The organism is Gordonia metallireducens, from assembly GCF_021245825.1.
In the GTDB taxonomy this organism is placed as follows: Bacteria; Actinomycetota; Actinomycetes; order Mycobacteriales; family Mycobacteriaceae; genus Gordonia; species Gordonia namibiensis.
Window position 1 is genome coordinate 53,641 of sequence record NZ_JAJQJP010000039.1, and the last position, 24,261, is coordinate 77,901.

The 24,261-nt window shown below is 69.4% G+C and carries 22 protein-coding genes; 19 read left to right on the top strand and 3 right to left on the bottom strand.

Features of this window, described 5'->3' with window-relative positions; genetic code table 11:
- The first annotated feature begins 5 nt into the window (after positions 1 to 5).
- From murG to LQD00_RS16265, 13 genes are all read left to right on the top strand, one after another.
- Positions 6 to 1,214, top strand: coding sequence for an undecaprenyldiphospho-muramoylpentapeptide beta-N-acetylglucosaminyltransferase (murG, locus tag LQD00_RS16205; RefSeq protein ID WP_232718184.1), 1,209 nt, complete (start codon positions 6 to 8; stop codon positions 1,212 to 1,214).
- A gap of 71 nt (positions 1,215 to 1,285) precedes the next feature.
- On the top strand, positions 1,286 to 2,890 hold the full coding sequence (gene murC / locus LQD00_RS16210; protein WP_232718185.1) for a UDP-N-acetylmuramate--L-alanine ligase: 1,605 nt from the start codon (positions 1,286 to 1,288) through the stop codon (positions 2,888 to 2,890).
- Entirely contained in the window at positions 2,887 to 3,588 is a 702-nt protein-coding gene (locus tag LQD00_RS16215; protein WP_232718186.1) for a cell division protein FtsQ/DivIB, read from the top strand. The genes murC and LQD00_RS16215 overlap by 4 nt, the downstream gene beginning before the upstream one ends.
- 294 nt (positions 3,589 to 3,882) lie before the next feature.
- Entirely contained in the window at positions 3,883 to 5,058 is a 1,176-nt protein-coding gene (ftsZ, locus tag LQD00_RS16220) for a cell division protein FtsZ (protein ID WP_005198817.1), read from the top strand.
- 5 nt (positions 5,059 to 5,063) lie between these two features.
- Positions 5,064 to 5,789: a peptidoglycan editing factor PgeF gene (gene pgeF / locus LQD00_RS16225; protein ID WP_119032629.1), complete on the top strand. Its 726-nt coding sequence runs from the start codon at positions 5,064 to 5,066 to the stop codon at positions 5,787 to 5,789.
- A 49-nt stretch (positions 5,790 to 5,838) separates the two neighbouring features.
- Entirely contained in the window at positions 5,839 to 6,603 is a 765-nt protein-coding gene (locus LQD00_RS16230) for a YggS family pyridoxal phosphate-dependent enzyme (protein WP_119033795.1), read from the top strand.
- A gap of 122 nt (positions 6,604 to 6,725) precedes the next feature.
- Complete coding sequence (locus LQD00_RS16235) at positions 6,726 to 7,439, top strand: cell division protein SepF (RefSeq protein WP_119032628.1); 714 nt, start codon at positions 6,726 to 6,728, stop codon at positions 7,437 to 7,439.
- A gap of 56 nt (positions 7,440 to 7,495) precedes the next feature.
- On the top strand, positions 7,496 to 7,837 hold the full coding sequence (locus LQD00_RS16240; RefSeq protein ID WP_006868152.1) for a YggT family protein: 342 nt from the start codon (positions 7,496 to 7,498) through the stop codon (positions 7,835 to 7,837).
- 300 nt (positions 7,838 to 8,137) lie between these two features.
- Positions 8,138 to 8,947 carry a DivIVA-like cell division protein Wag31 gene (gene wag31, locus LQD00_RS16245; RefSeq protein ID WP_006868153.1) on the top strand — a complete coding sequence of 270 codons (810 nt, stop codon included), beginning with the start codon at positions 8,138 to 8,140 and terminating at the stop codon, positions 8,945 to 8,947.
- Between the two features lie 34 nt (positions 8,948 to 8,981).
- A complete protein-coding gene (locus LQD00_RS16250; RefSeq protein ID WP_232718187.1) occupies positions 8,982 to 9,917 on the top strand; it encodes a hypothetical protein in 936 nt (311 codons plus the stop codon).
- 325 nt (positions 9,918 to 10,242) lie between these two features.
- Positions 10,243 to 13,446, top strand: coding sequence for an isoleucine--tRNA ligase (gene ileS, locus LQD00_RS16255; RefSeq protein ID WP_308195988.1), 3,204 nt, complete (start codon positions 10,243 to 10,245; stop codon positions 13,444 to 13,446).
- An 86-nt stretch (positions 13,447 to 13,532) separates the two neighbouring features.
- A complete protein-coding gene (locus LQD00_RS16260) occupies positions 13,533 to 14,735 on the top strand; it encodes an NAD(P)/FAD-dependent oxidoreductase (RefSeq protein ID WP_232718188.1) in 1,203 nt (400 codons plus the stop codon).
- Positions 14,736 to 14,764: 29 nt separating this feature from the next.
- Positions 14,765 to 15,682 carry an RNA polymerase sigma-70 factor gene (locus tag LQD00_RS16265; protein WP_232718189.1) on the top strand — a complete coding sequence of 306 codons (918 nt, stop codon included), beginning with the start codon at positions 14,765 to 14,767 and terminating at the stop codon, positions 15,680 to 15,682.
- A gap of 125 nt (positions 15,683 to 15,807) precedes the next feature.
- Here the strand turns inward: LQD00_RS16265 and LQD00_RS16270 are convergent, their stop codons facing one another.
- Positions 15,808 to 16,503 carry a TetR/AcrR family transcriptional regulator gene (locus tag LQD00_RS16270; RefSeq protein ID WP_232718190.1) on the bottom strand — a complete coding sequence of 232 codons (696 nt, stop codon included), beginning with the start codon at positions 16,501 to 16,503 and terminating at the stop codon, positions 15,808 to 15,810.
- 119 nt (positions 16,504 to 16,622) lie between these two features.
- Between LQD00_RS16270 and LQD00_RS16275 the strand changes: the two genes are divergently transcribed.
- On the top strand, positions 16,623 to 17,078 hold the full coding sequence (locus tag LQD00_RS16275; protein ID WP_232718191.1) for a nitroreductase/quinone reductase family protein: 456 nt from the start codon (positions 16,623 to 16,625) through the stop codon (positions 17,076 to 17,078).
- A gap of 39 nt (positions 17,079 to 17,117) precedes the next feature.
- Positions 17,118 to 18,692, top strand: coding sequence for a DNA polymerase IV (locus LQD00_RS16280; RefSeq protein ID WP_232718192.1), 1,575 nt, complete (start codon positions 17,118 to 17,120; stop codon positions 18,690 to 18,692).
- 25 nt (positions 18,693 to 18,717) lie between these two features.
- On the opposite strand, the gene LQD00_RS16285 is transcribed toward LQD00_RS16280, so the two are convergent.
- On the bottom strand, positions 18,718 to 19,731 hold the full coding sequence (locus LQD00_RS16285; RefSeq protein ID WP_232718193.1) for an asparaginase: 1,014 nt from the start codon (positions 19,729 to 19,731) through the stop codon (positions 18,718 to 18,720).
- Positions 19,732 to 19,968: 237 nt separating this feature from the next.
- Here LQD00_RS16285 and LQD00_RS16290 point away from each other — a divergent pair, with 237 nt between their 5' ends.
- A complete protein-coding gene (locus LQD00_RS16290; protein WP_232718201.1) occupies positions 19,969 to 20,448 on the top strand; it encodes a hypothetical protein in 480 nt (159 codons plus the stop codon).
- Between the two features lie 37 nt (positions 20,449 to 20,485).
- Here LQD00_RS16290 and LQD00_RS16295 read toward each other — a convergent pair whose 3' ends face one another.
- Positions 20,486 to 21,430 carry a hypothetical protein gene (locus tag LQD00_RS16295; protein WP_232718194.1) on the bottom strand — a complete coding sequence of 315 codons (945 nt, stop codon included), beginning with the start codon at positions 21,428 to 21,430 and terminating at the stop codon, positions 20,486 to 20,488.
- A 40-nt stretch (positions 21,431 to 21,470) separates the two neighbouring features.
- On the opposite strand from LQD00_RS16295, the gene lspA reads away from it, so the two are divergent.
- The 3 genes from lspA to LQD00_RS16310 all read left to right on the top strand — a co-directional run.
- Positions 21,471 to 22,121 (top strand): signal peptidase II, encoded by a 651-nt coding sequence (lspA, locus tag LQD00_RS16300; protein ID WP_232718195.1) that lies wholly within the window; start codon positions 21,471 to 21,473, stop codon positions 22,119 to 22,121.
- A complete protein-coding gene (locus LQD00_RS16305) occupies positions 22,114 to 23,040 on the top strand; it encodes an RluA family pseudouridine synthase (protein WP_232718196.1) in 927 nt (308 codons plus the stop codon). Before lspA ends, LQD00_RS16305 begins: the two co-directional genes overlap by 8 nt.
- An 88-nt stretch (positions 23,041 to 23,128) precedes the next feature.
- On the top strand, positions 23,129 to 24,261 hold a 1,133-nt coding region (locus LQD00_RS16310; protein ID WP_232718197.1), incomplete at its 3' end, for a serine/threonine-protein kinase.

Here is a 24,261-nt window from a genome sequence, read left to right on the forward strand (position 1 = left end):
AGCCGGTGAGTTCGGGTGCAGCACAATCTGATACGACCGGAGGCCCGGGCGGGCGGCCGCTGTCGGTGGTGGTCGCGGGCGGCGGGACCGCCGGACACATCGAACCCGCGCTCGCCGTGGCCGACGCGATCACCCGCATCGACCCGACGGCCCGCGTCACCGCACTCGGGACCAACCGTGGCCTCGAGGTCGACCTGGTGCCCGAGCGCGGATACGACCTCCGGCTGATCCCGCCGGTCCCGCTGCCGCGCAAGCCGGGGATGGACCTGGCCAAGACCCCCGGGCGCCTGGTGTCCTCGGTCGCCGCGACCCGCAAGGTGCTCGCCGACGTGGACGCCGACGTCGTCGTCGGCTTCGGCGGATACGTGTCGGTGCCCGCCTACCTCGCCGCGCAGATGCATCTACGCGGACGCAATCGCATCCCGATCGTCATCCACGAGGCGAACGCCTCGGCGGGTATCGCCAACAAGGTGGGCGCCCGGTTCGCCGACCGTGTCCTGGCCGCCGTCGACGGCTCCGGGCTCGACGCGACCGTCGTCGGCATGCCGGTCCGCGGTGTCCTCACCGAATTGGACCGGCCGGCCCTGCGGGCCAAGGCGCGCCACTACTTCGGACTCGACGAGGATGCCCCGACCCTGCTCGTCTTCGGTGGTTCGCAAGGCGCGCAACGCATCAACGCCGCGGTCTCGGGCGCGGCCGAAGCCCTCGCGAAGGCAGGCATCGGTGTCCTGCACGCCTACGGACCCAAGAACTCGATCGACCCGGTGATCGTCGAGGGTGCCCCGCCGTACCGCGGAGTCGGCTACCTCAAGCGGATGGACCTCGCCTACGCCGCCGCCGATCTGGTGATGTGCCGGTCCGGCGCGATGACCGTCGCCGAGGTGTCGGCCACCGGTCTGCCCGCCGTCTACATCCCGCTGCCGCACGGCAACGGCGAACAGCGCCTCAACGCACTACCGGTCGTCGAGGCCGGTGGCGGACTCATCGTCGAGGACTCGGCGGTCAGCGCGGAGTGGGTGGCACGCGAGGTCCCGGCCCTGCTGCAGGACACCGAACGACTGCAGAAGATGTCCGCGGCGGCCGCGGGCACGGGCCATCGCGACGCCGCCGCGGCCGTCGCCGACGCCGCCCTCGAACTGGCTCGCGGGTTCCGCGCGGGCCGGGGACCGTCCCGTAAGGCGTTTCGTTCGCGCCGATCGGCCGGCGAACAGTGACAATTGGACGGGACCGGGTCGGAGGGACCAGGGACGGCGAGACGACCGGACCCGGAGCGGGAGGTGACGACATGAGCGAGGGGACGACTGTGGGACCCGGAGGACTGCCGCCGCAGCTGGCCCGCGTGCACATGGTCGGCATCGGCGGCGCCGGCATGTCCGGGCTCGCGCGCATCCTGCTCGCCCGCGGCGGCCAGGTGTCCGGATCGGATGCCAAGAACAGCCGGGGCATCCTCGAACTCCGCACCCGTGGCGCCCGTGTCCAGGTCGGACACGATCCGTCCGCACTCGACCAGATCCCGGGCGGCCCGTCGGTCGTGGTCACCACCCACGCCGCCATCCCCAAGACCAATCCCGAGCTGGTGGCCGCACGCTCGCGGGGAATCCCGATCCTGCTGCGCCCGCGCGTGCTCGCCCAGCTCATGGAGGGTGACCGGACGCTGCTGCTGGCCGGTACCCACGGCAAGACCTCGACCACGTCCATGGCCGTCGTCGCACTCCAGCACGCCGGCAGCGACCCGTCGTTCGCGATCGGCGGCGAGCTCAACGAATCCGGCACCAACGCCCATCACGGCGGCGACCCGGTCTTCGTGGCCGAGGCCGACGAGAGCGACGGTTCGCTGCTGGAGTACACGCCCGACGTCGTCGCCGTCACCAACATCGACGCCGACCACCTCGACTTCTTCGGCTCGATCGAGGCCTACGTCGAGGTGTTCGACAAGTTCACCCAACGCATCCGGGCCGGCGGCACACTCGTGGTCTGCCTCGACGATCCCGGATCGGCGGCCCTCGCCGGACGTGTCCGCGGCGATCTCGCCGAACGCGGGGTGGAGGTCCTCGGCTACGGCCGCGGCACCCACGCGGTCCTCGCGCCCGGCGTGCCCAACGTGGCGACCCTGCTGTCGTGGGAACCGCGCGCCGCCGGGGGAGCGGCACGGGTCCGTTTCACCGCGCCGGTGACCGGCCCCGCCGACGAGACCGGCACGGTCGTCGAACGTGAACTCATCCTCCCGCTGCCGGGAGAACACATGGCGCTCAACGCGATCGCCGCGGTCATCGGTGCCGTGCGCGTCAACGCCGCAGCGACCGCCGACGCCGCGGGTGCCCTCGACGGCATCCTCGCGGGGATCGGCGCGTTCGGCGGGGTCCATCGTCGCTTCGAGTTCCGCGGGCGCCGCGGCGGCGTCGAGGTCATCGACGACTACGCCCACCATCCCACCGAGGTGCGCTCGGTGCTGTCCGCGGCGCAGTCCATGATGGCCGCGCGGGTCGGCCCGGACGCGCCACGCGGTCGCGTCATCGCGGTCTTCCAGCCCCACCTGTACTCGCGCACGGTCGAATTCGCCGACGAGTTCGCGGCCGCTCTCGACCTCGCCGACACCGTGGTCGTCGCCGACGTCTACGGCGCCCGTGAGGCACCGATCCCGGGTGTCAGCGGCCGGACCATCACCGACAAGCTGACGCGGCCATCGATGTTCGCGCCGGATCTGTCGCGGCTGGCCGGTCAGGTCGCCGGCCTGGCCCGGCCCGGAGACGTCGTGCTGACCCTGGGCGCGGGCGACATCACCATGCAGGGTCCCGAGATCCTGGCCGCACTCGGTGCGGACACCGCGACCGAGGACGCGACGACCGGTGAGGGCCCCGGCGACGGGGGCCTCACAGGAGGGGTCTCGTGATCCGCTGGCCGACCCGCCGCCGGTCCCGCCTGATCCTCGGCACCCTGATGGTCGTCGCCGCGGGGGTCGGGCTGGTCCTGATCGCCTACCTCACCCCGCTGATGGCCGTGCGCGGCACCGACATCCAAGACAACGGTTCGATCCCGGCCGACGAGATCCTGCGCGTCGCGGCCGTCCCGCAGGGGACACCTCTCCTCCAGGTGGACACCCGCGCCGTCGCGCAGCGCGTCGCCGGCATCCCATCCGTCGAATCCGCCCGCGTCCAACGGTCCTATCCGTCGACGCTCACCATCACCGTCGTCGAGCGGGTGCCGGTGGTGATCGTGACGAGTGGGGACGAGGTCCACGTCCTCGACCGGTCCGGGGTGTCCTTCCTCCACTACGTCCGCGCCCAGGGCGTGCCGCCGGAGGTGCTCAAGCTCCCGGTCCTCGAGACCCCGAACCCGGGCCCGGCCGATCCCACCACCCGGGAGGCGATCACCGCGGTCGCCGGATTGCCGGAATCGCTGGCGCGACAGGTCAAACGGGTGTCGGCGAGCTCTCCGGTCGACATCGAGTTCATCCTCACCGAGAGTCGCCGGGTCATCTGGGGCGACAGCGATCGGGGAGCGGAGAAGGCGCGAACCCTCACGTACCTGTTGAGCCGGGACGCCAAGATGTACAACGTCTCGAGCCCCGAGTTCCCGGCCTACAAGTGATCGAGGCGGCCTCGAGTCGCCCGCACGCGCCGGGAATCGCGTCAGATTCGTTGAAGATCCGAGAAATTCACCGAAATTCGGGAGCGACTTCCCGACACGCCGGGCGCTGTTGTGGATACCGGGGCCCGGGATGCCTAGCGTCATCTCCACAACGAACTACTTGACATAACTCTAAATCTATGGTTCAGGTTTAGGGTTTTGCCAGCACTTAGCCGCTGAGACCTCAGCACCGGAACACGCTGAGAGATCAGCAACGGAACATCGAGCACGACCCATTACGAGGAAGGCGAGCGCATGACGCCACCGCACAACTACCTGGCCGTCATCAAGGTCGTCGGCATCGGCGGCGGCGGCGTGAATGCCGTCAACCGCATGATCGAGCAGGGGCTCAAGGGAGTCGAGTTCATCGCGATCAACACCGACGCGCAGGCCCTGCTGATGAGCGACGCCGACGTCAAGCTCGACGTCGGTCGCGACTCCACCCGTGGCCTGGGTGCCGGCGCCGACCCCGAGGTCGGCCGCCGCGCCGCGGAGGACGCCCGCGACGAGATCGAGGAACTCCTCAAGGGTGCCGACATGGTCTTCGTGACCGCGGGCGAGGGCGGCGGCACCGGCACCGGTGGTGCCCCGGTCGTCGCGCAGATCGCCCGCAAGCTCGGTGCTCTCACCGTCGGCGTGGTCACCCGCCCGTTCTCCTTCGAGGGCAAGCGTCGCGGCGGACAGGCCGAAGCGGGCATCACCGCACTGCGGGAGTCCTGCGACACCCTGATCGTGATCCCCAACGACCGCCTGCTCCAGCTCGGCGACGCGCAGGTGAGCCTCATGGACGCCTTCCGCAGCGCCGACGAGGTCCTCCTCAACGGTGTCCAGGGCATCACCGACCTCATCACCACCCCGGGTCTGATCAACGTCGACTTCGCCGACGTCAAGGGCGTCATGAGCGACGCCGGCAGCGCTCTCATGGGCATCGGTTCGGCCCGCGGTGAGGACCGCGCCAAGAAGGCGGCCGAGTCGGCGATCAACTCGCCGCTTCTCGAGGCGTCGATGGAAGGTGCTCGGGGCGTGCTGATCTCGATCGCCGGCGGCAGCGACCTCGGCCTCTTCGAGATCCACAACGCAGCCACCCAGGTCCAGGAGGCGGCCCACGAGGACGCCAACATCATCTTCGGCACCGTGATCGACGACAACCTCGGCGACGAGGTCCGCGTGACCGTCATCGCCGCCGGTTTCGACGGTGGCACCCCGAAGAAGCGCTCGGACGTGCCCGCCGCAGCCGCCGGCCGTTCGGCCGTCGGTCAGGGGCAGGCCGGCGCGGTGTCGGCGCCGCCGAAGAGCGACCCGCTCTTCGGTGACATCCCCAAGGGATCGGGTGATCCCTTCGGTGGTGAGCGTGAGCCGGAGCCCCCGCGTCGCAACACGGTGCACCTCGACGACGACGATGTCGACGTGCCGTCCTTCATGAAGCGCTGACCCGCATGCGGGTACGTCGTGTGGTCACCACGCGTGCCGGCGGCGTCTCGGTGGCACCGTATGACTCGTTCAATCTCGGTGACCATGTCGGAGACGACCCGGAGGCGGTGTCCGCCAACAGGAATCGTCTGGCCGAGCAGATCGGATTGCCTGCTTCGTCGGTCGTCTGGATGGAGCAGATCCACAGCCGCAACGTGACGGTCGTCGACGGTCCGGTCACCGAACCGGTCCCGGCGACCGACGCGCTGGTGACGACCACGCCGGGCCTCGCGCTCGCCGTGCTGTCGGCCGACTGCGTGCCGGTGCTCCTCAGCGACGACGAGGCCGGCGTGATCGCCGGTGTCCATGCCGGTCGCGTCGGGGCACGCGTCGGCATCGTGCGCGAGACGCTGAAGGTGATGGTCGACCTCGGTGCGCGCATCGAGTCGATCGGTGCATTCCTGGGCCCGGCCGCATCCGGCGAACAGTACGAGGTGCCCCCGGCGATGCAGGCCGACGTCGAGAAACATCTGCCCGGGAGCGCGAGCCGCACCAAGAAGGGCACGACGGGCCTCGACCTCCGTGCCGGTCTGCGCCGCCAGCTCCTCGAGGCAGGGGTCGCCGGGGTCGCCGTCGACCCGCGCTGCACGATCTCGGACCTGAGTCTCTTCAGCCACCGGCGTGGCGCACCGACCGGCCGCCTGGCATCGGTGATCTGGATGGACGACGAGAGTGCGCCGGACGGGGAGTAGGCCCCCGGTGCTCCACGCGGGGAATGACGGGTGCTCCGCACGGGGAATGATGGGGGACATGAGCGACTCTCTCGATGACGCACGCACCGCCGAGCTGTCCGAGCGCCTCGAATCCGTACGCGGGCGGCTCGACGCGGCCGTGGCGGCTGCCGGCCGGCCCGCCGGGTCGTGTGCGCTCCTGGTCGTCACCAAGTACTTCCCGGCCGAGGATGTCCGTCGACTGCTGAATCTGGGCGTCCGGTCGTTCGGGGAATCCCGTGAGCCCGAGGCCGGCCGCAAGGTCGCCGAGGTCCTCGCCGACTGGGCGCCCGAGGATTCCGCCGACGTACCCGTGTTCGACATGATCGGGACCGTCCAGTCGAAGAAGGCCCGTTCGATCGCGCGGTGGGCGCGCGCGGTGCACTCGGTGGATCGTCCGAAGGTGGTCGACGCCCTGGGCCGGGCCGCGCGAGCCGCGCTCGACGAGGGGGAGCGGACCGGACGTCTGGGGGTGCTGCTCCAGGTGAGTCTCGACGGGGACCCGCAACGCGGCGGCGTCGTCGAGGCGGATCTCCCCGCACTGGCCGATCAGGTCTCCAACGAGGACGCGTTGGCGCTGCGCGGGCTCATGGTCATCGCCCCGCTCACCGGCGAGCGGAAGCACTGGATGGCCGAATCCGCCCGCATTCACAACGCTTTTCGCGATCAGTACGCCGACGCCGTCGAACTGTCCGCGGGCATGTCGGGTGACATGGAAGAGGCGGTTGCAGCCGGCTCGACATGCGTGCGTGTCGGAACCGCGATCATGGGCGATCGGCCGCTACTCTCTCAGTAATCACATTGGTAACAACAGAACCAAGTGACACAACAAGCGCAGATATCTCAGCAAGCACAACGACATCAGATGCACCATCCGGCACGGCTGCACACCGGCGTCGCACGACAGAGAGGCCGACTATGACCACGATGCAGAAGTTCAAGGCTTACTTCGGCATGGTGCCGCCCAGCGAGTACGAGGACGACTACCTCGAGGACGGCTCTGCGCTGCGTGCCCCGTCGCGTGAGCGTGCCTACCGTGACGACTACTACGGTGACGGCTCCTACGACCCCGGTTACGAGCCCTCCCTCCGCGACCCCGGCTTCCGTGAGGCCGGCTACCGCGACGAGATGGCTTACGACGACCGTCATTTCGACGGCGGATACGAACTCGCCGGCGACTTCGCCCCCGAGTTCGCCTACGCCGGACCGCGTCCGGCTCCCGAGGCCCCCATGCGGTCGGCTGCACGCCTCGAACCGTTGCAGCGTTCGTCGAGTGCCGCCCTGCGTGCCGCCTCGTCGCGCCCGGCCGCGCCCGAACACCGTGAGCTCGAGCGTGTGTTCGCCGACGGCCCGCTGCAGAAGATCACCACCCTGCGTCCCTCGGACTACAGCGAGGCCCGCACCATCGGTGAGCGTTTCCGCGACGGCAACCCGGTCATCATGGACCTCGTCGACATGACCAACGACGATGCGAAGCGCCTCGTCGACTTCGCTGCGGGCCTGGCCTTCGCGTTGCGCGGCTCCTTCGACAAGGTGGCCACCAAGGTCTTCCTGCTGTCGCCGGCCGACGTCGACGTGTCGCCCGAGGATCGCCGCAAGATCGCCGAGACCGGCTTCTACAACCACTCCTGATGCAGGTGGGCACCCTCGGTTCGCACCGTCGGGTGCTCTTCAGGCAATCTTGACGCGTGGCTGCGATTTTGTTGGGTGTCCTCTACTACATCCTGTTGGTCTTCTGGTTGCTTCTCCTCGGCAGGCTCGTCGTCGAGCTGGTGCGGACGTTCGCCCGCGAATGGCGGCCCACCGGGGTGGCGGTCGTGATCATCGAGACGGTCTTCACGCTGACCGACCCGCCGATCAAGGCGTTGCGCCGGATCCTTCCGCCGATCCCGCTCGGCCCGATCCGCCTGGATCTGTCGCTGATGATCGTCATGCTCGTCGTCATCATCGCCATGAACATCGTGAACGGTCTCCGCGCCGACGCGGTCGCCGATTCGCTCGCCACCGCACTGGTTCTCATCCGCTCCTGATCCGCCGACGAGTCGCCCACCGGGCCCCTTGCGACCCGGGTACCTTGGGGTACGTCGATGGACTACCGTTGGTTGTCGTCTTCGATGCCCTGCCCGTTCGGAGGAGTTTCGACCGGGCTCGGCATCAAACAGTGCGACCTACGGTTCGCATGTGACAGGATTGGACGCCAGTTACAGATTTTGACTGGTATGAATAGTTAGTGACAACCTGTATTGGTCGAACGACTCACGTCGCGCGATCCGGGTTGGACGGCACGCCAACTGAACACAAGCTTCACCACAGACACGAGGGGAACCGACATGCGGCTGACTCCAGCTGATGTGCACAACGTCGCGTTCAGCAAACCGCCTATCGGTAAGCGCGGCTACAACGAGGATGAGGTCGATCAGTTCCTCGATTTCGTCGAGGCCGAGCTGGCCCGGCTGATCGAAGAGAACACCGACCTCAAGCAGCGCGTCGAGGAACTCGAGGGTGAGGTCGCCGACGCCCGGTCGGGTGCCGGCGCAGCCCCCGCCGAGGAGCGGACCCAGATGTTCGCCAAGCCGCCGGCCCAGGAGCAGCCCGCTCCGGTCCAGCAGCCCGCGGCGTCGAACGACGATGCCAACGTGCGTGCCGCCCGCGTTCTCGCACTCGCGCAGGACACCGCGGACCGTCTGACCGGCAGCGCCCGCGCCGACGCCGACGCGATGCTGGCCGACGCGCAGACCCGCGCCGACACGATGGTCTCCGAGGCCCAGAGCAAGTCCGACGCCATGCTCGCCGATGCGCGCCAGCGTTCGGAGGCCATCCTGGCCGACGCCCAGACCCGTTCCGAGGCGCAGCTGCGCCAGGCGCAGGAGCGCGCGGATGCGCTGCAGAGCGACGCCGAGCGCAAGCACAGCGAGATCATGGGCACGATCAACCAGCAGCGCGGTGTGCTCGAGGGCCGGATCGAACAGCTCAAGACGTTCGAGCGTGAGTACCGTACCCGTCTGAAGACCTACCTGGAGTCGCAGCTCGAGGAGCTGCAGCAGCGCGGAAGCGCGGCACCGGTCGAGGGTGGCCGTCCCGATCAGTCGTTCTCGAACGATCCGGGCAGCGGCGGTTTCAGCAGCTACTCGCCGAGCTGACCTCCCTACCGGACATGCACCCTAGGCTGGTGATGTGCTGACCTTGGCCCTGGGCGCGACCCTCGTCGGGTTCGTGCTGCTCATCCTCGGTCTCATCACCGGGACCGTGTGGCTGGCCGTCGCCTGCATCGTCATCTGTCTCCTCGGTCTGGCCTTCCTGCTCGTCGACGTGTTCTCGGGACGCAACCGGGATTCCGCTCGATCGCTGGAGGACATGGTCCCCGGAGCCGGACGCGATGAGGTCGACGCCGATCGCGACGACGCCGGTTCTCCCGGCGACCCCAGCGATGCCGACGAGTCCCGGACACGCCGGTATCCGACAGCGATGCCGTCGGCACGGGACTCCGATACCGACGGGGAGACGGTTGCCTACGAGCAGCCCTCCTTCGAACCCGGTATGGCCGCACCGTCCGGTCCGACGCCGTCTCGGCCGGAGGTGCCCGAGAGCCGCCCGGCCCCCGAGCGTCGTGAGGGCAACCTCGAGGACTACCTGCGGTCGGTTGGCGAGCCGGTCGGCCGGCCGAACTCCGGTCCGACGCCCGCTCCCGGCCAGGCACCGCCCGGTCGGGGTGCACCGGGCCAACCGCCTCGTGCGCCGTACCAGGCGCCGGGTCAGCAGTCGCCCGGCGGTCAGCCGCCGCGTCCCGATTCGCCGCGTCCCGATTCGCCGCGGCCGCCGCAGTCCGGGCCGTTCCCGTCGGGTCCGTCCCAGCAGGGGACGCGTCCGCCCCAGTACGGGAATACGCAGTACGGGAACCCGCAGTCGGGGTCTCAGCAGCAGTACGGACAACCGCCGTCGGGGCAGCGTCCGGCGTGGCCTCAGGGCCAGGACTCCGCGCGACCTGACCCCGCCCAGTCGGGTGAGCGGCCGGAGGGGGAGCAGCCCGAGTCCCCGGAACCGCGGCCCGGCCGGCGTCGTGCGCCGGATTTCGATCCGCTCGACCCGAACTGGCGTCCACCGCTCGACTGACCCTCTCGTTCTCGACCACGCACCGCCCGGACGGCGATACCGATTCGCCTGTTCGGGCGGTGCGTCGTTACACTGGTTGACGCGTTGATCCGGCCATCACCGGGGAGCACCCGGAAGAACAGAGCAGCTGCGGTTGAAGCCGAGCAGCGCTCCCAGTAGAACCGGGCGGGAGTGGCCCGTCACAGCCACGGGACCGCACGGGGAGACCCGCGCGATCCGGTGAGTGGCGCCGGAGTGCCGGCGCAAGCGGGGTGGTACCGCGCAGACCTTCCGGTGTGCGTCCCCGTGCCGAGGAGAGACATCACCAGGCACGAGGAGACGAGCCGTGACCGACACGAACGAGACGGGCGCCAACGCGACCGGACGTGTGTACCCCAAGGTCGACATGACGGGTGGGACGGGCCGTAGCGCCCCCGATTTCCCGTCCGTGGAGCAGAACGTCCTGCAGTACTGGGATGCCGACTCGACCTTCGCCGCGTCCATCGAGAACCGTGCCGACGCCGAGGAGTTCGTCTTCTACGACGGCCCGCCCTTCGCCAACGGTCTTCCGCACTACGGCCACCTCCTGACCGGCTATGTCAAGGATGTGGTACCCCGGTACCAGACCATGCGCGGCAAGAAGGTCGACCGCCGATTCGGTTGGGACACACACGGTCTGCCCGCCGAACTCGAGGCCGAACGCCAGCTCGGGATCACCGACAAGTCGGAGATCGAGAAGATGGGCATGGAGAAGTTCAACGAGTACTGCCGTGACTCGGTTCTCCGCTACACCGGCGAGTGGCGCGACTACGTGACCCGTCAGGCGCGCTGGGTGGACTTCGACAACGACTACAAGACGCTCGACCTCGACTTCATGGAGTCGGTCATGTGGGCGTTCAAGGCCCTCTACGACAAGGGTCTGATCTACCAGGGCTACCGCGTGCTGCCCTACAGCTGGTACGAGCAGACGCCGCTGTCCAACCAGGAGTCGAAGCTCGACGACGCCTACCGCATGCGCCAGGATCCGGCGGTGACCGTGCGGATGCCGCTGTCGGTGCCCGAGGGGCCGCTGGCCTCGCTCGACGGCGTCAATGCGCTGATCTGGACCACCACGCCCTGGACCCTGCCGTCCAACCTCGCGATCGCGGTCAACCCCGAGGTCACCTACGTGCACGTCAAGGCCGCCGACGGTCAGCAGTACCTGCTGGCCGAGGCGCTGCTGGGCGCGTACGCCAAGGAGATCGCCGAACCCGAGGTCGTCGGCACCCACCTGGGCAAGGACCTCGAGAACCTCTCCTACACACCGCCGTTCGACTTCTTCGTCGGACATCCGAACTCTCACCGCGTGCTGCTCGGCGACTACGTCACCACCGAGAGCGGCACCGGCGTCGTCCACCTCGCGCCGGCCTTCGGTGAAGAGGACATGGACCTCGCGACCGCCAACGGCATCGAGGTCGTGCAGCCGCTCGATCCGGGCGGCCGCTTCACCTCGCAGGTCCCGCCGTACGAGGGGCAGATGGTCTTCGACGCCAACCCGGTCATCATCAAGGACCTCAAGGCGGCCGGCCGTATCCTGCGCCACGAGACCATCGAGCACTCCTACCCGCACTCGTGGCGGTCGGGACAGCCGTTGATCTACATGGCGGTGCCCTCGTGGTTCGTGGCCGTCACCCAGTTCCGCGACCGCATGGTGGAGCTGAACAAGCAGATCACCTGGGTGCCCGAACACATCCGCGACGGCCAGTTCGGCAAGTGGCTGGAGGGTGCGCGCGACTGGAACATCAGCCGCAACCGCTACTGGGGTGCGCCGATCCCGGTGTGGATCTCCGACGACCCGGAGTACCCGCGCATCGACGTCTACGGTTCGCTCGACGAACTCGAGCGCGACTTCGGCGTGCGCCCGGACAACCTGCACCGGCCGTTCATCGACGATCTCACCCGCCCGAACCCGGACGACCCGACCGGGCAGTCGACGATGCGTCGCGTGCCCGAAGTTCTCGACTGCTGGTTCGAGTCCGGGTCGATGCCGTACGCCCAGGTGCACTACCCGTTCGAGAACCGCGACTGGTTCGACGGTGGGGACTCGGCCTCGGCGGTGGCGCACAACCCGGGCGACTTCATCGTCGAGTACAACGGTCAGACGCGCGGCTGGTTCTACACCATGCACGTGCTCGCGACCGCGCTCTTCGACCGTCCTGCCTTCAAAACCGTTGCCGCCCACGGAATCGTGCTGGGCGATGATGGCCAGAAGATGTCCAAGTCCAAGCGCAACTACCCGGACGTCAACGAGGTCTTCGACCGCGACGGCTCCGACGCGATGCGCTGGTTCCTGATGGCCTCGCCGATCCTGCGCGGCGGCAACCTCGTCGTCACCGAGCGTGGCATCCGCGAGGGTGTCCGTCAGGCGCTGCTGCCGCTGTGGAACGCCTACAGCTTCCTGCAGCTCTACGCAGATCGCCCGGCGACCTGGCGGACCGACTCGCAGAACGTCCTGGACCGCTACATCCTGGCGAAGCTCGCCACCACGCGCGAGGTGATGACCGAGGCGCTCGACACCTACGACATCGCCGGTGCGTGCGATGCGTTCCGTGAGTTCGTCGAGTCGCTGACCAACTGGTACGTGCGCCGCTCGCGTGCACGGTTCTGGGCCGGCCAGGATGAGGACACCGACGCCTTCGACACCCTGTACACCGTGCTCGAGGTGGCGTCGCGGCTCGCGTCGCCGCTGCTGCCGCTGGCGACCGAGGCCATCTGGCGCGGACTCACCGGTGGCCGTTCGGTGCACCTGACCGACTGGCCGACTGCCGACGAGCTCCCGGCCGACGCCGACCTGGTCGCGGCGATGGACGAGGTCCAGGCGGTCTGTTCGGTCGCGTCGAGCGTGCGCAAGGCCAACAAGCTGCGCGTCCGCCTGCCGCTGCCCGGTCTGACCGTGGCCTCGCCGACCGCGGCCGCACTCGAGCCGTACGTCGACCTGGTCAAGGACGAGATGAACGTCAAGTCCGTCTCGCTCGCGACCGATGCCAGCGAGTACGGCCGCTACGAGATCGCGGTCAACGCCCGCGCCGCGGGCCCGCGCCTGGGCAAGGACGTCCAGCGCGCGATCAAGGCCGTGAAGTCCGGCAACTGGTCGGTGGAGACGAACGCCGACGGCGCGGAGGTCGTCGTCGCCGACGGCATCGAACTCCAGGACGGCGAGTACAGCCGCAAGCTGGTGGCGGTCGAACCGGACTCCACCGCCGAGCTGCCCGGTGGCAAGGGTCTCGTCGTGCTCGACACCACGGTGACCCCCGAGCTCGAGGCCGAGGGCTGGGCCAAGGATCGCGTGCGCGAACTGCAGGATGCGCGCCGCAACCTCGACCTGGACGTCTCCGACCGCATCGCGGTGCGCCTCGTCGTACCGGCCGAGCGTCTGGAATGGGCACAGACCCACGCCGACCTCGTCGCCGGCGAGGTCCTCGCCGTGGAGTTCGACGTCACCGCCGACGGTGCGCCGGGAGCCATCGAGCTCGGCGACGGTGTCACCGCCGACGTCGCAAAGGTCGGCTGACCAGCGATCTCGCGCTGACTGTCACATTTCTGCCGCCGTCGGTGTCTCGAGGATGACCACCTCGAACACCGACGGAAGGCAGATCGATGAGCACCACCGACACCACGCAGGAAATCCAGACAGTCGAGCGGACGCACGTGGTCGTCCTCGGCGCCGGTTACGCGGGCGCGATGGCGGCCAACCGGCTCCGGCAGAACCCCGACGTGGATGTCACCGTGGTGAATCCGCAACCGTTCTTCGTACAGCGCATTCGGCTGCACCAGTTCGTCGCACGGACCGGTGAGCCGCAGACCGGGTTCGACGATGTGCTCGGCGACGGCATCGATGTGGTCGTCGACACCGCCACCCGGATCGACGCGGAGGCGCGGCGGGTACACCTCGCCTCGGGGAAGCACCTCGACTACGACTACCTGATCTACGCCATCGGCAGCCGGCACCAGCTCCCGGACATCCCCGGCGCCTCGGACCACGCGCTGTCGGCCTCGGACTGGACTGCGGCACAACGGCTCCGGGAACGCCTCGACGCTCTGGACGCCGGTGCGCCGGTGGTCGTGGTCGGCGGTGGGCTCACCGGCGTGGAGATCGCCGGGGAACTCGCCGGACGCGGGTTCGCGGTGACGCTCGCCGGTGGCGGTGCTGTCGCACCGTCGGTCGGTGAACGCGGCTACCGGGCCACCCTCCGGCAGCTCGGTCGACTCGGAGTCGACGTGCTCGAAGACGCTCGGGTGACCGCTGTCGAGGCCTCGCGGGTCACCATCGAGACCGACGGTCGTGAACGAACGTTGCCCAGCCCGGCAACGGTGTTCGCCACCGGTTTCACCGCCCCCGAGCTCGCCGCGGACAGCGGTCTGACCACCGACGGGGTCGGCCGTCTACGAACGGATGTCACTCTGATGAGTGTCGACGACGATCGGATCGTCGGCGCCGGCGACGCGACCGTCGCGGCCGGCACCTCGCTGCGGATGAGTTGCCAGGCGGCGGAACCACTGGGGGCACAGGCCGCGGACGCCGTCCTCGCCCGGATCGCGGGTGACGCCCCGAAGCCCGTCGACCAGGCCTTCGTCGCACAGTGCACGAGCATCGGGCGCCACGCGGCAACCCTGCAGTTCACCCGGCGGGACGACTCGCCCGCGCGAGCGGTGGTGACGGGTCGTGTCGCAGCCCTGGCCAAGGAGGTGGTGTGCCGCGGTACCGTGTGGAACATCCGCCGCGAGGCCGCGCACCCGGGCGCATTCAGCTGGCTGCGCGGGCCCGAGGTGACCGCCGAGCGTGAGCCGGTTCTGCAGTGACCGGCTCGCCGACGAGAGGCAGGGTTCCGGTGAAGAGCAGCAACTCAGGTGAGAGTGAGAAGGACCGGCGGGCAGCACGTTTCGCCGAGTTGCGGCCGCTGCTGTTCACCGTCGCCTACGAGATCGTGGGGACCGCGGCCGATGCCGACGACGTGCTGCAGGACAGCTACCTGCGGTGGGCCGAGGTCGACGACACCGAGATCGCCGACACCAAGGCGTATCTCGCGAAGATCGTCACCCGCCAGGCACTCAACGTGCTGAGGTCACGGTCGCGGCGACGCGAGGAGTACGTCGGACCGTGGCTGCCCGAGCCGATCCTGACCGACGAGCGGGACCTCGCCGACGACGTGGTCCTCGCGGAATCGGTGTCCACGGCGATGCTGATCGTGCTGGAGTCGTTGAGCCCGGACGAGCGCGCGGTGTTCGTGCTGCGGGAGGTGTTCGGCTTCTCCTACAACGAGGTCGGCGACATGCTGGCCAAACCGGCGGCCACCGTCCGCCAGATCGGGCACCGCGCCCGGAACCACGTCGAGGCGCGTCGCCCCCGGTTCGACCCGGTGGACTCCGAACGTGCGGTCGCGGTGGTCGACGCGTTCCTCTCGGCTGCGCAGTCCGGCGACGTGGAGGGCCTGCTGGAGATGCTGGCCCCCGAGGTCGAGTTCACCGCCGACAGCGACGGCAAGGTGACGGCGGTGCGCCACCCGATCCATGGCGCGCTGGCTGTGGCGCGGCTGCTGACCGGTTTCGCCCGGCTCGGCCGGGACATGGATTACCGACTCGAGCCGGCGGTCTTCAACAACCAGTCGGGCGTGGCGATCTACATCGACGGCCAGCTCGAGGGCACGTTCACCCTTCACATCATCGACGGCGTCATCGAGCAGATCTATGCCATGCGCAACCCGGACAAACTGGCCGGGCTGGAGGAACCGCGCACCGTCGCGCGGTGAGGTCTCGCTCCCTGAGGTGTGAGGAGCGCGAGCCGCCGGGCTGAGTAGCGACGAAGGGCGTATCGAAGTCGACGAGCCTCGAAGGGTCGAGACCCGAAACCCTCAGCCGCGCAACCGGAGTGGAGCTAACTCCGGAACAACCCCGACAACGTCAGCTCGATCTGCGACCGGAACAGGTCCGCGGAATGGGTGAAGGTGTCCTTGCCGTACTGGCCGAAGGTCTCCAGGCTGATCGCGCCGACGAGGACCGCCCAGAGGGTCGTCGACGCGGCCATGACGTCGTCCGGGGCGTCGATGCCGAACTCGTCGCGGATGGCGGCCATGTCGCCGGCGACCCCGGTAGTGGGGGTGGGTAGGTCGTCGCGGAGCAGTCCCTCGGACCAGGCGGCCGCACACTCGCGCAGGAGCAGGGCCGGGATGCGCGTGCCCGGCACCATCGTCTCCTCGCCGGGCGCGGCATAACCGGGGACCGGGCTGCCGTAAAGCAGTGCCCAGCGGGCCGGGTCGGCGAGTGCCCAGGCACGGGCGGCCTCCGCGGCGGCGAGCAGTCGCTCCCGGCGCCGGGTGGTTTCGACGGCCGCGACCGCCGCGTCGATGGCGTCGCCGACGTCGTTGTACGCCTCCACGAGCAGCATCGTCAGCAGGTCGTCGCGGCTAGGGACGTACCGATAGACGGCCGAGGACACGACGCCCATCTCACGGGCGATCGCGCGCAGTGACAGTCCGGCCGCGCCGTGCGTGGCCAGGTGTTTGCGCGCCAGTCTGCGGATCTCGTCGGTCATCATCGCGCGGTTCTCTGCGCGGCTTCGTCCGGTCGCCATGACCCGATCCTTTCACATTTCGAGAGCACTGCTCTTGATTTCTTGCGTGGGTGGGTGCAGACTCAGAAACGAGAACGGTGCTCTCGAATGAGTCCCACCATCACGAAAGGTTCACCACGATGACCGGCACAACCCACTACCGCGCTCCCGAGGGGTTCGACAACGTCTTCAATCGCACCGTCCGCTGGCTCGCCGATCACGGCGTGAACCTCGCCGGTGCGCAGAACCTCACCGTCCCCGGCCGCCGGACCGGCAAGCTGCAGACCGTCCCGGTCAACGTCCTGCGATTCGACGGCGGGGAGTACCTCGTCTCGCCACGTGGCAACACCCAGTGGGCCCGGAACGCACGCGCCGCCGAGACCGTCGAACTCCGGCGCGGACGCCGCCGGACCGTGGTGGCCCTCACGGAGGTCGACCCCGACCGGCGCCCGCCGATCATCGGCGAGTACCTGCGCAAGTGGGGCTGGGAGGTCGGCCGATTCCTGCCCGAGGGGCTCGACGCCAAGCCGTCCGACGCCGACCTCGCCGCACACGCCGGCTCGATCCCGGTTTTCGCGATCACGTCCGCCGCCTGACCGATCTCCCCACCGCGTCGGCTCACTAGACTCGGACGGGTGGTGAGCCCGGATTCCGACTCGACGATCGCGGACGGAACATCCGTACCCGAACGGTGGGTGTCCGGCGGCCGTGGAACGAGCGGGGGATCGGCCGGGGCGCCTGCCGGGGCCGATTCCGAACGCGGCGCACGCTGGGTGATGCACCTCGACATGGATGCCTTCTTCGCCTCGGTCGAACAGCTCACCCGTCCGACGCTGCGCGGCCGTCCGGTGCTCGTGGGCGGTTCGGGCGGCCGGGGAGTGGTGGCCGGAGCGAGCTACGAGGCCCGGGTGTTCGGGGCGAGGTCGGCGATGCCGATGCATCAGGCCCGGCGCCTCATCGGCCCCACCGGCGTCGTGGTGCCCCCGCGCGGCGCGGTCTACGGCAAGGTCAGCAAGCGGGTGTTCCGCATTGTGCGCGAAGCGGTTCCGGTGATCGAGACACTCTCCTTCGACGAGGCGTTCGCCGAACCGGCGGAACTCGCCGGGGCGACCGTGGCGCAGGCGCGTGAGTTCGCCGAGGTGGTACGCGCCCGCATCCGCACCGAGTGCGGACTTGCCGCGTCCGTCGGATTCGGCAGCGGCAAGCAACTCGCCAAGATCGCCTCGGGGATGGCGAAACCCGATGGCGTGATGGTGATCCCGCCGTCGGGCGAGATCGAGTTCCTGCACGGACTGCCCGTCCGCAAACTATGGGGCATCGGGCCTGTCTCGGGTGATCGCCTCGCACGGCTGGGGATCGACACCATCGGAGACCTCGCGCGGATGTCGACGGTCGAGGTCGCGTCGGTGCTCGGCGCCACCGTCGGACCTGCACTGCACCGGCTCGCCCAGGGCATCGACGACCGGCCGGTCGCCGAACGTGCCTCGGCCAAACAGATCAGCGCCGAGTCGACCTTCGCCGAGGACATCGTCGATCTCGACGAACTGCGCAAGGCGATCCGCAAGGCCGCCACCGACGCCCATCGCCGGTTGCTCAAGGACGGGCGCGGCGCGCGCACGGTGGTGTTGAAGCTCAAACGCTCCGACATGTCGATCCTCACCAGGTCGGCGACCACCGCCGCCGCCACCACCGACTTCGACGATCTCGAGCGCACCGCCCAGCGCCTCGCCCTCGATCCGCGCACGGTCGGGGCGATTCGTCTTGTGGGCGTGGGCTTCTCCGGTCTCAGTGCGGTGCAGCAGTACGCGCTGTTCGACGACCTCGACGCCGCGCCGGACGAGACGACCCACCACGACACCGCGTCCGCGGGTGGCGCGGCGGCGTCGTCGCAACCCGGCGACATCGTGGAGGTGTCGGAGACCGTGCACGATCCGACCGTCGACACCGACTCACCCGAACCCGTGCGTTTCGCCCCGGGCGGCAATCCGCAGAGTCGCGCGCCGTTCGCGCCGGGCGCCGACGTGACCCACCCCGAGTTCGGTCATGGCTGGGTGCAGGGGAGCGGGCACGGCGTCGTCACCGTCCGTTTCGAGACGCGCACCACCGGACCCGGGCGCACGCGCACCTTCGGTGTCGAGGATCCCGACCTACGGCCCGCCGATCCGCTCGACAGTCTCGAATGGGATCTCGGCGCCGACGACGACGAGTGAACGCGCCGAAATCAGCTGTACGGCTTCAGTTCCCGGAGGCGGAGAAGAACTCGGCGATCGTCTGGCGACTCGCCTTCGCGGTGAGGAGCGCGATCAGTGCCATGCGGGCCTGCGGTGCACGCAGCCACGGCGACACGATCGCGCCCGCGCGATGCAGATCGACGGCGCCGCCGCCACCGCCGTAGGTCGCCGACACCTCGCCGTAGGGGACTCGGCTGGTGACCACCACGGTCACACCGTGGGTGACGGCGAGCGCGACCTCGGCGGTGATGTCCGGGTGCGTGTTGCCCGAGCCCGTGGCGGCGAGCACGATGCCCGCGGCGTTCTGCGCGACCGCGGCCGCGATCAGCCCGGGGGACACCCCGGGATACAGCGCGAAGAGGTCGACCCGGGCGGTCCGGCCGAGCGGGATGCCGTCGGTCAGCACCGGACGCGGCAGGTCGGTGCGTACCGAGTCGAAGGCGACCGCGTCGGACGTCGACACCTTGAACAGCCCGCGCGCCGGCAGCACGCGACCCCCGGCGACCACCAGGACGCCGCGGCCCCGATTGGCGGGATCGCGGACCGCGGCCAGCGCGGCGGCGAGGTTGATCGGACCGTCCGCATCGGGTCGGTCGGCCGGCAACTGGGCCCCGGTGAACACGACCGGCCGCTCGTCGGCGCAGTACAGGTCGGCGAGGAACGCTGTCTCCTCCATCGTGTCGGTGCCGTGCGTGACCACGACCCCGGCGACCTCCGGGTCGACGAGGGCGTCGGCGATCGCCCGCACCACCGCGAATTGATCGGCCACCGTCATCGCCGAACTGTCCACCGACATCAGGTCGACGGTGCGGACAGCACCCGTCCCGGTGTCCCCGCTGTTCGGTGCTCCGGCGTCCGCGGCTCCGGCGTCCGCGGCTCCGGTGTTCGATGCTGCCGACAGCAGGTCGTCGGCGCCGAGCGCGGGAACGGCACCGTCGTTCGTGGTCTGGGCGGCGATGGTGCCGCCGGTGGTGATCAGCACGGTCGTCGACGGACCGGGCGGGGGAGAAGCGGACATGGTCGTCAAGCCTCACGGCAGGCAGCCCGGGCGTCAAGCGTCGTCGCCGCGGCGTGGAACCGGGATCATCGCGCTGCGTTTGGCATAGTGGTGTGGGTTGTCGCCGGGGCCTGCCCCGGCAGACCCCATCGGCGAGTCATGGGGAGCGCCCCGGCGCACCCACGTCCACAGACATAGTGAGGGAGATCGTTGAAGTATCGGAAGTTTCTTGGCGCGACCATGATCGCGGCCGCATTGATGACCGGTGTCGCAGCCTGCGGTGGCGACGACAGCGACGCACCGCCTGCCCCGACCCTGACCAGCACCGCTGACGCCGGTGCCGCCGGTGGTGACACCGAATCCGAGATCACCAACGGCAGCAAGCCGCCGTCGATCGCCGCTCTCAACGAGCTCGTGGACACCGCCGTCGACCCGAAGATCCCGAGCAAGGACAAGATCGTCCTCGTCGAGGGTTCCGAGAAGGACCCGGCCATCTTCGACGAGCTGGTCAAGGCACGTGCGGAGAACTCCGACGTCGACTGGGTCCTGGTGAACCCGGTCATCAGCGCCGGCCCGAACAAGGCCCGCGTCAAGGTCCGCATCGAGACCGCCGGCAACCCGCCGACCAATGCCGAGTCGACCATCGTCTTCGACGACGGCCGCTGGAAGCTCTCCCAGGAGACCGTGTGCAACCTGCTCGGCCTGTACCAGGTCAAGAGCCCCATGTGCGCCGCCTAGTCCTGGCGACTCGATAGACCGGGAAGCCGGGTTGTCCTCACCGCCAGGTGACGGACAACCCGGTTTTCTGTACCAGGGGCCGCGACGGATCAGCCCCGACGAGCTCGCGCGCACCGGTGTATGTCAGCTGACCGCCGACCGGCAGCCCGCGCGAGAGGTCGATCTCGACGCTGCCGCCGCCCTCGGAGCTGAATCGGCTGATGGTGAGGGTGTCGCTGCCACCGGGGATGGCGAAGACCGAGTTCACCGGGGTCTCCTCGGCGGAGAACTGGATGGTCAGACGGTTCCCGTCCCAGGCCGACAACCGCGCGTCGATCGTCTGCGTGACCGTCGCGGCCGCCGAGATGACGCGTTCGGTGCGCCACCGCGCACCCACCGCGATCGGCTCGGTCGGCAGTGCGATGGAGGTGTTCAACGCCGTCACCAGGGACTGCTCGACAGCGAGACGCGCTTCCTGGCCCGCCTCCTCGGGAGGGGCGAGACGGAGTGCCACCGGTGCGAGTCCGGGGCCGGTGGTCAGTCCGGCCTTCGTGCCCGTCATCGCCGGCAGCTGCCCGTTGAGGGATGCGTCCGGAGACGTCACGGTGCCCAGGTCGAGTTCCAGTTCCGATTTCTCGGCGCACGAGAACCGCACGGTCATCGGGGTCTCGACGGTCTCGGCGTCGGCCGAACCCGGTGAGGCGACATCGGAGGTCGTCACCAGCGTCACGGTCTGCGTGGACGAGGTGTCGGGAGCAGGAGCTGCCACGCGACGTTCACCCTCACCCGGGTCGACCAGGGTGACCGTGGCCCCCGCGATCGGCACCGGCGCCGCTCCGGCCGCTCGTGAGGGTGATTCGTTCGCGCAACCGGCGACCGTCGCCGAACTGGCGCCCGCAGCGTCGTCGGACCCCGACGAGCAGCCCGCGACCAGCACGGATACCGCCGTGACGACGGCGCACGAGGAGACAACGGACCGGAGGACACGACGATGCGAGGACACGGGTAGCCAGCGTATTCGACGGGTCGTGGACAATGAGGCTGTGGATGACCAACCCCTGACGGATTCCGGCAACGCGGATCCGCACGGCGCCGAATCTCCGGACGCCGACCGCGATCGAGTCCGATCGGACGACGCGACCCCCGCACGACGCTTCTCCAAGATGACCGCAGCCGTACTCGGCGTCGCGCTCATCGTCATCGGGCTGGACCTGCTGACCAAGACCATCGCCGTCGCGACGCTCGACCCGCAGCGCCCGATCGAGATCATCGGCGACGTCGTCACCCTGCGACTCGTGCGTAACAGCGGGGCCGCCTTCTCGTTGGCCTCCGGGTACACGTGGGTGCTGACGATCATCGCGCTGGTCGTCGTGGCCGTCATCATCCGCTACAGCAGCAGGCTCAAGTCCTGGGGCTGGGCGGTCGGCCTGGCTCTCGTGCTCGGCGGTGCGATCGGCAACCTGATAGACCGCGTCTTCCGGGCCCCGGAACCACTGCAGGGCCACGTCGTCGACTTCATCTCGGTCGGCTGGTGGCCGGTCTTCAACATCGCCGACTCGGCGGTCGTCTGCGGGGCGATCCTCCTCGTGGTGCTCTCGGCACTCGGCTTCGACTACGACGGCAGTCGCACCGGGTGGGCAGCCCGCCGGAACAAGCACGACAACAGCGAAGACGGGGGCAGTGCCCATGCGTGAATCACGTGTCGTACCTGTGCCCGACGGACTCGACGGTATGCGCGTCGACGCCGGGGTCTCCCGCATGCTGGGTCTGTCGCGGACGGTCGTGGCGACCCTTGCCGAGGAGGGCGACGTCATGGTCGACGGCGTCGTCGTCGGCAAGTCGCACAAGCTCGCTGCGGGGACCCTCCTGCACGTCACGCTGCCCGAGCCCGACGAGCCGCTGCGGGTCGAGCCGACCCCGGTCGAGGACCTCGAGGTCATCTACCACGACTCCGACATCGTCGTCGTCGACAAACCGGTCGGCGTGGCCGCCCATCCGTCGCTCGGCTGGAGCGGCCCCACCGTCATCGGCGCGCTGGCCGCCGCCGGCTTCCGGATCTCGACCTCCGGCGCGCACGAGCGTCAGGGGATCGTCCATCGGCTCGACGTCGGGACATCCGGGGTCATGGTCGTCGCCGTGTCCGAACGCGCCTACACGCTGATGAAGCGGGCATTCAAGCAGCGGACCGTCCACAAGGGCTATCACGCCCTCGTCCAGGGGCATCTCGATCCGCCGTCGGGCACCATCGACGCGCCGATCGGCCGTCACCGGGGCAACGACTGGAAGTTCGCGGTGACCGCGAACGGCAAGCCGAGCATCACCCACTACGACACCCTCGAGATGTTCGCCGCGGCGTCGTTGATGGACGTCCACCTGGAAACCGGTCGCACACACCAGATCCGCGTCCACTTCTCGGCGCTGCACCATCCGTGCTGCGGTGACCCGACCTATGGTGCCGACCCGGTCCTGGCGAAGAAACTCGGTCTCGAACGGCAGTGGCTGCACGCGCGGACGCTGCGTTTCGCCCACCCCGCGGACGGCCGCATGGTCGAGTTCAGCTCGGAGTACCCCAAGGATCTCCAGCACGCGCTCGACGTACTGCGCGACACCTGACCGACTTGCCGGATCCGCGCCGGTGGTGACGGCATTCGTTCGGTGGTCAACCGGCGACATCACCCGGCAACTCGCCTAGATTGAGAGAGTGTTCGAGCCTGGAACCGTGATCGCCGGGTACCGCGTCGAGCGACTCCTCGGCAGCGGCGGGATGGGCGCTGTCTTCCTCGCCCGGCACCCCGAGCTCCCCAGGTACGACGCCCTGAAAGTCCTGAAGGACTCGGCGGGCTTGACCGACAACAACTTTCGACGCCGATTCCTCCGCGAGGCCGAGGTGGCGGCGACGCTGGACCACCCCAACATCGTCACCGTCTTCAACCGTGGCCGGGCGACGGTGCCCGTCGCGTCGAAATCCGGTCAGTCCGATCTGCTCTGGATCGCGATGCAGTACGTGCCGGGCACCGACTGTGCCCGCGAACTGCACGACATCGGACGGTTGGCGCCGACGCGGGTCGCGCACATCGTGTCGCAGGTCGCCCGCGGTATCGACCACGCCAACCGGCGCGGGCTCACCCACCGCGACGTCAAACCCGGCAACATCCTGCTCGCCGAGGTCGACGACGACTCGCCGGTCGACGAGCAGCGGGTGCTGCTGACCGACTTCGGCGTCGCCAAGATCTCCGACGAGACCGAGGCCCTGACGTCGGTCGGCACCGTGCTCGCGACCCTGTCGTATGCCTCACCCGAACAGCTCATGGGGCGGACGCTCGACGGCCGCAGCGATCAGTACTCCCTGGCGGCGTCCACCTTCCATCTGCTCACCGGCCGGGTGCCGTTCGACGACCGCGACACCGGGGCGGTCATCGGCGCGCATCTCAAGGAGCCGGTTCCGCGGGCGTCCGAACTCGTACCCGGCCTGCCGCCGGCGGTCGACGCGGTGATCTCGAGGGCGATGGCGAAGACGCCGGAGGAGCGGTTCGCGAACTGTCGCGAGTTCGCCGAGGCGCTGTCGGCGAGCGTCCGGCCCGTGCAACCGCCGCCGGTACCCGACGCCGAGGCCGTCACGGTGCGCGGACCCTCGCCCCGGCCGGTCTCACGGAACCATCCCGCCTCGACGCCGGCGACGCGTCGGCCGGGACCACCACCGTCTCCGCCCCGGTCTCCGGCCCCGGGACGTCCGGCGTACCGCGGACCGTCGCCGACCCCGCCCGGTGGGGAGGCCACGCGACGGGCCGCACCGCGGCCGACCCCGGGCCGCACCGGCCCCGACAGCGCACGGCG

Excerpts from the sequence above, each read along its gene's own strand:
- murC (WP_232718185.1), top strand. The coding sequence starts at position 1,286 with ATGAGCGAGGGGACGACTGTGGGACCCGGAGGACTGCCGCCGCAGCTG.
- ftsZ (WP_005198817.1), top strand. The coding sequence starts at position 3,883 with ATGACGCCACCGCACAACTACCTGGCCGTCATCAAGGTCGTCGGCATC.
- pgeF (WP_119032629.1), top strand. The coding sequence starts at position 5,064 with ATGCGGGTACGTCGTGTGGTCACCACGCGTGCCGGCGGCGTCTCGGTG.
- LQD00_RS16230 (WP_119033795.1), top strand. The coding sequence starts at position 5,839 with ATGGGGGACATGAGCGACTCTCTCGATGACGCACGCACCGCCGAGCTG.
- LQD00_RS16235 (WP_119032628.1), top strand. The coding sequence starts at position 6,726 with ATGACCACGATGCAGAAGTTCAAGGCTTACTTCGGCATGGTGCCGCCC.
- wag31 (WP_006868153.1), top strand. The coding sequence starts at position 8,138 with ATGCGGCTGACTCCAGCTGATGTGCACAACGTCGCGTTCAGCAAACCG.
- LQD00_RS16260 (WP_232718188.1), top strand. The coding sequence starts at position 13,533 with ATGAGCACCACCGACACCACGCAGGAAATCCAGACAGTCGAGCGGACG.
- LQD00_RS16270 (WP_232718190.1), bottom strand. The coding sequence starts at position 16,503 with ATGGCGACCGGACGAAGCCGCGCAGAGAACCGCGCGATGATGACCGAC.
- LQD00_RS16275 (WP_232718191.1), top strand. The coding sequence starts at position 16,623 with ATGACCGGCACAACCCACTACCGCGCTCCCGAGGGGTTCGACAACGTC.
- LQD00_RS16285 (WP_232718193.1), bottom strand. The coding sequence starts at position 19,731 with ATGTCCGCTTCTCCCCCGCCCGGTCCGTCGACGACCGTGCTGATCACC.
- LQD00_RS16290 (WP_232718201.1), top strand. The coding sequence starts at position 19,969 with ATGACCGGTGTCGCAGCCTGCGGTGGCGACGACAGCGACGCACCGCCT.
- LQD00_RS16305 (WP_232718196.1), top strand. The coding sequence starts at position 22,114 with ATGCGTGAATCACGTGTCGTACCTGTGCCCGACGGACTCGACGGTATG.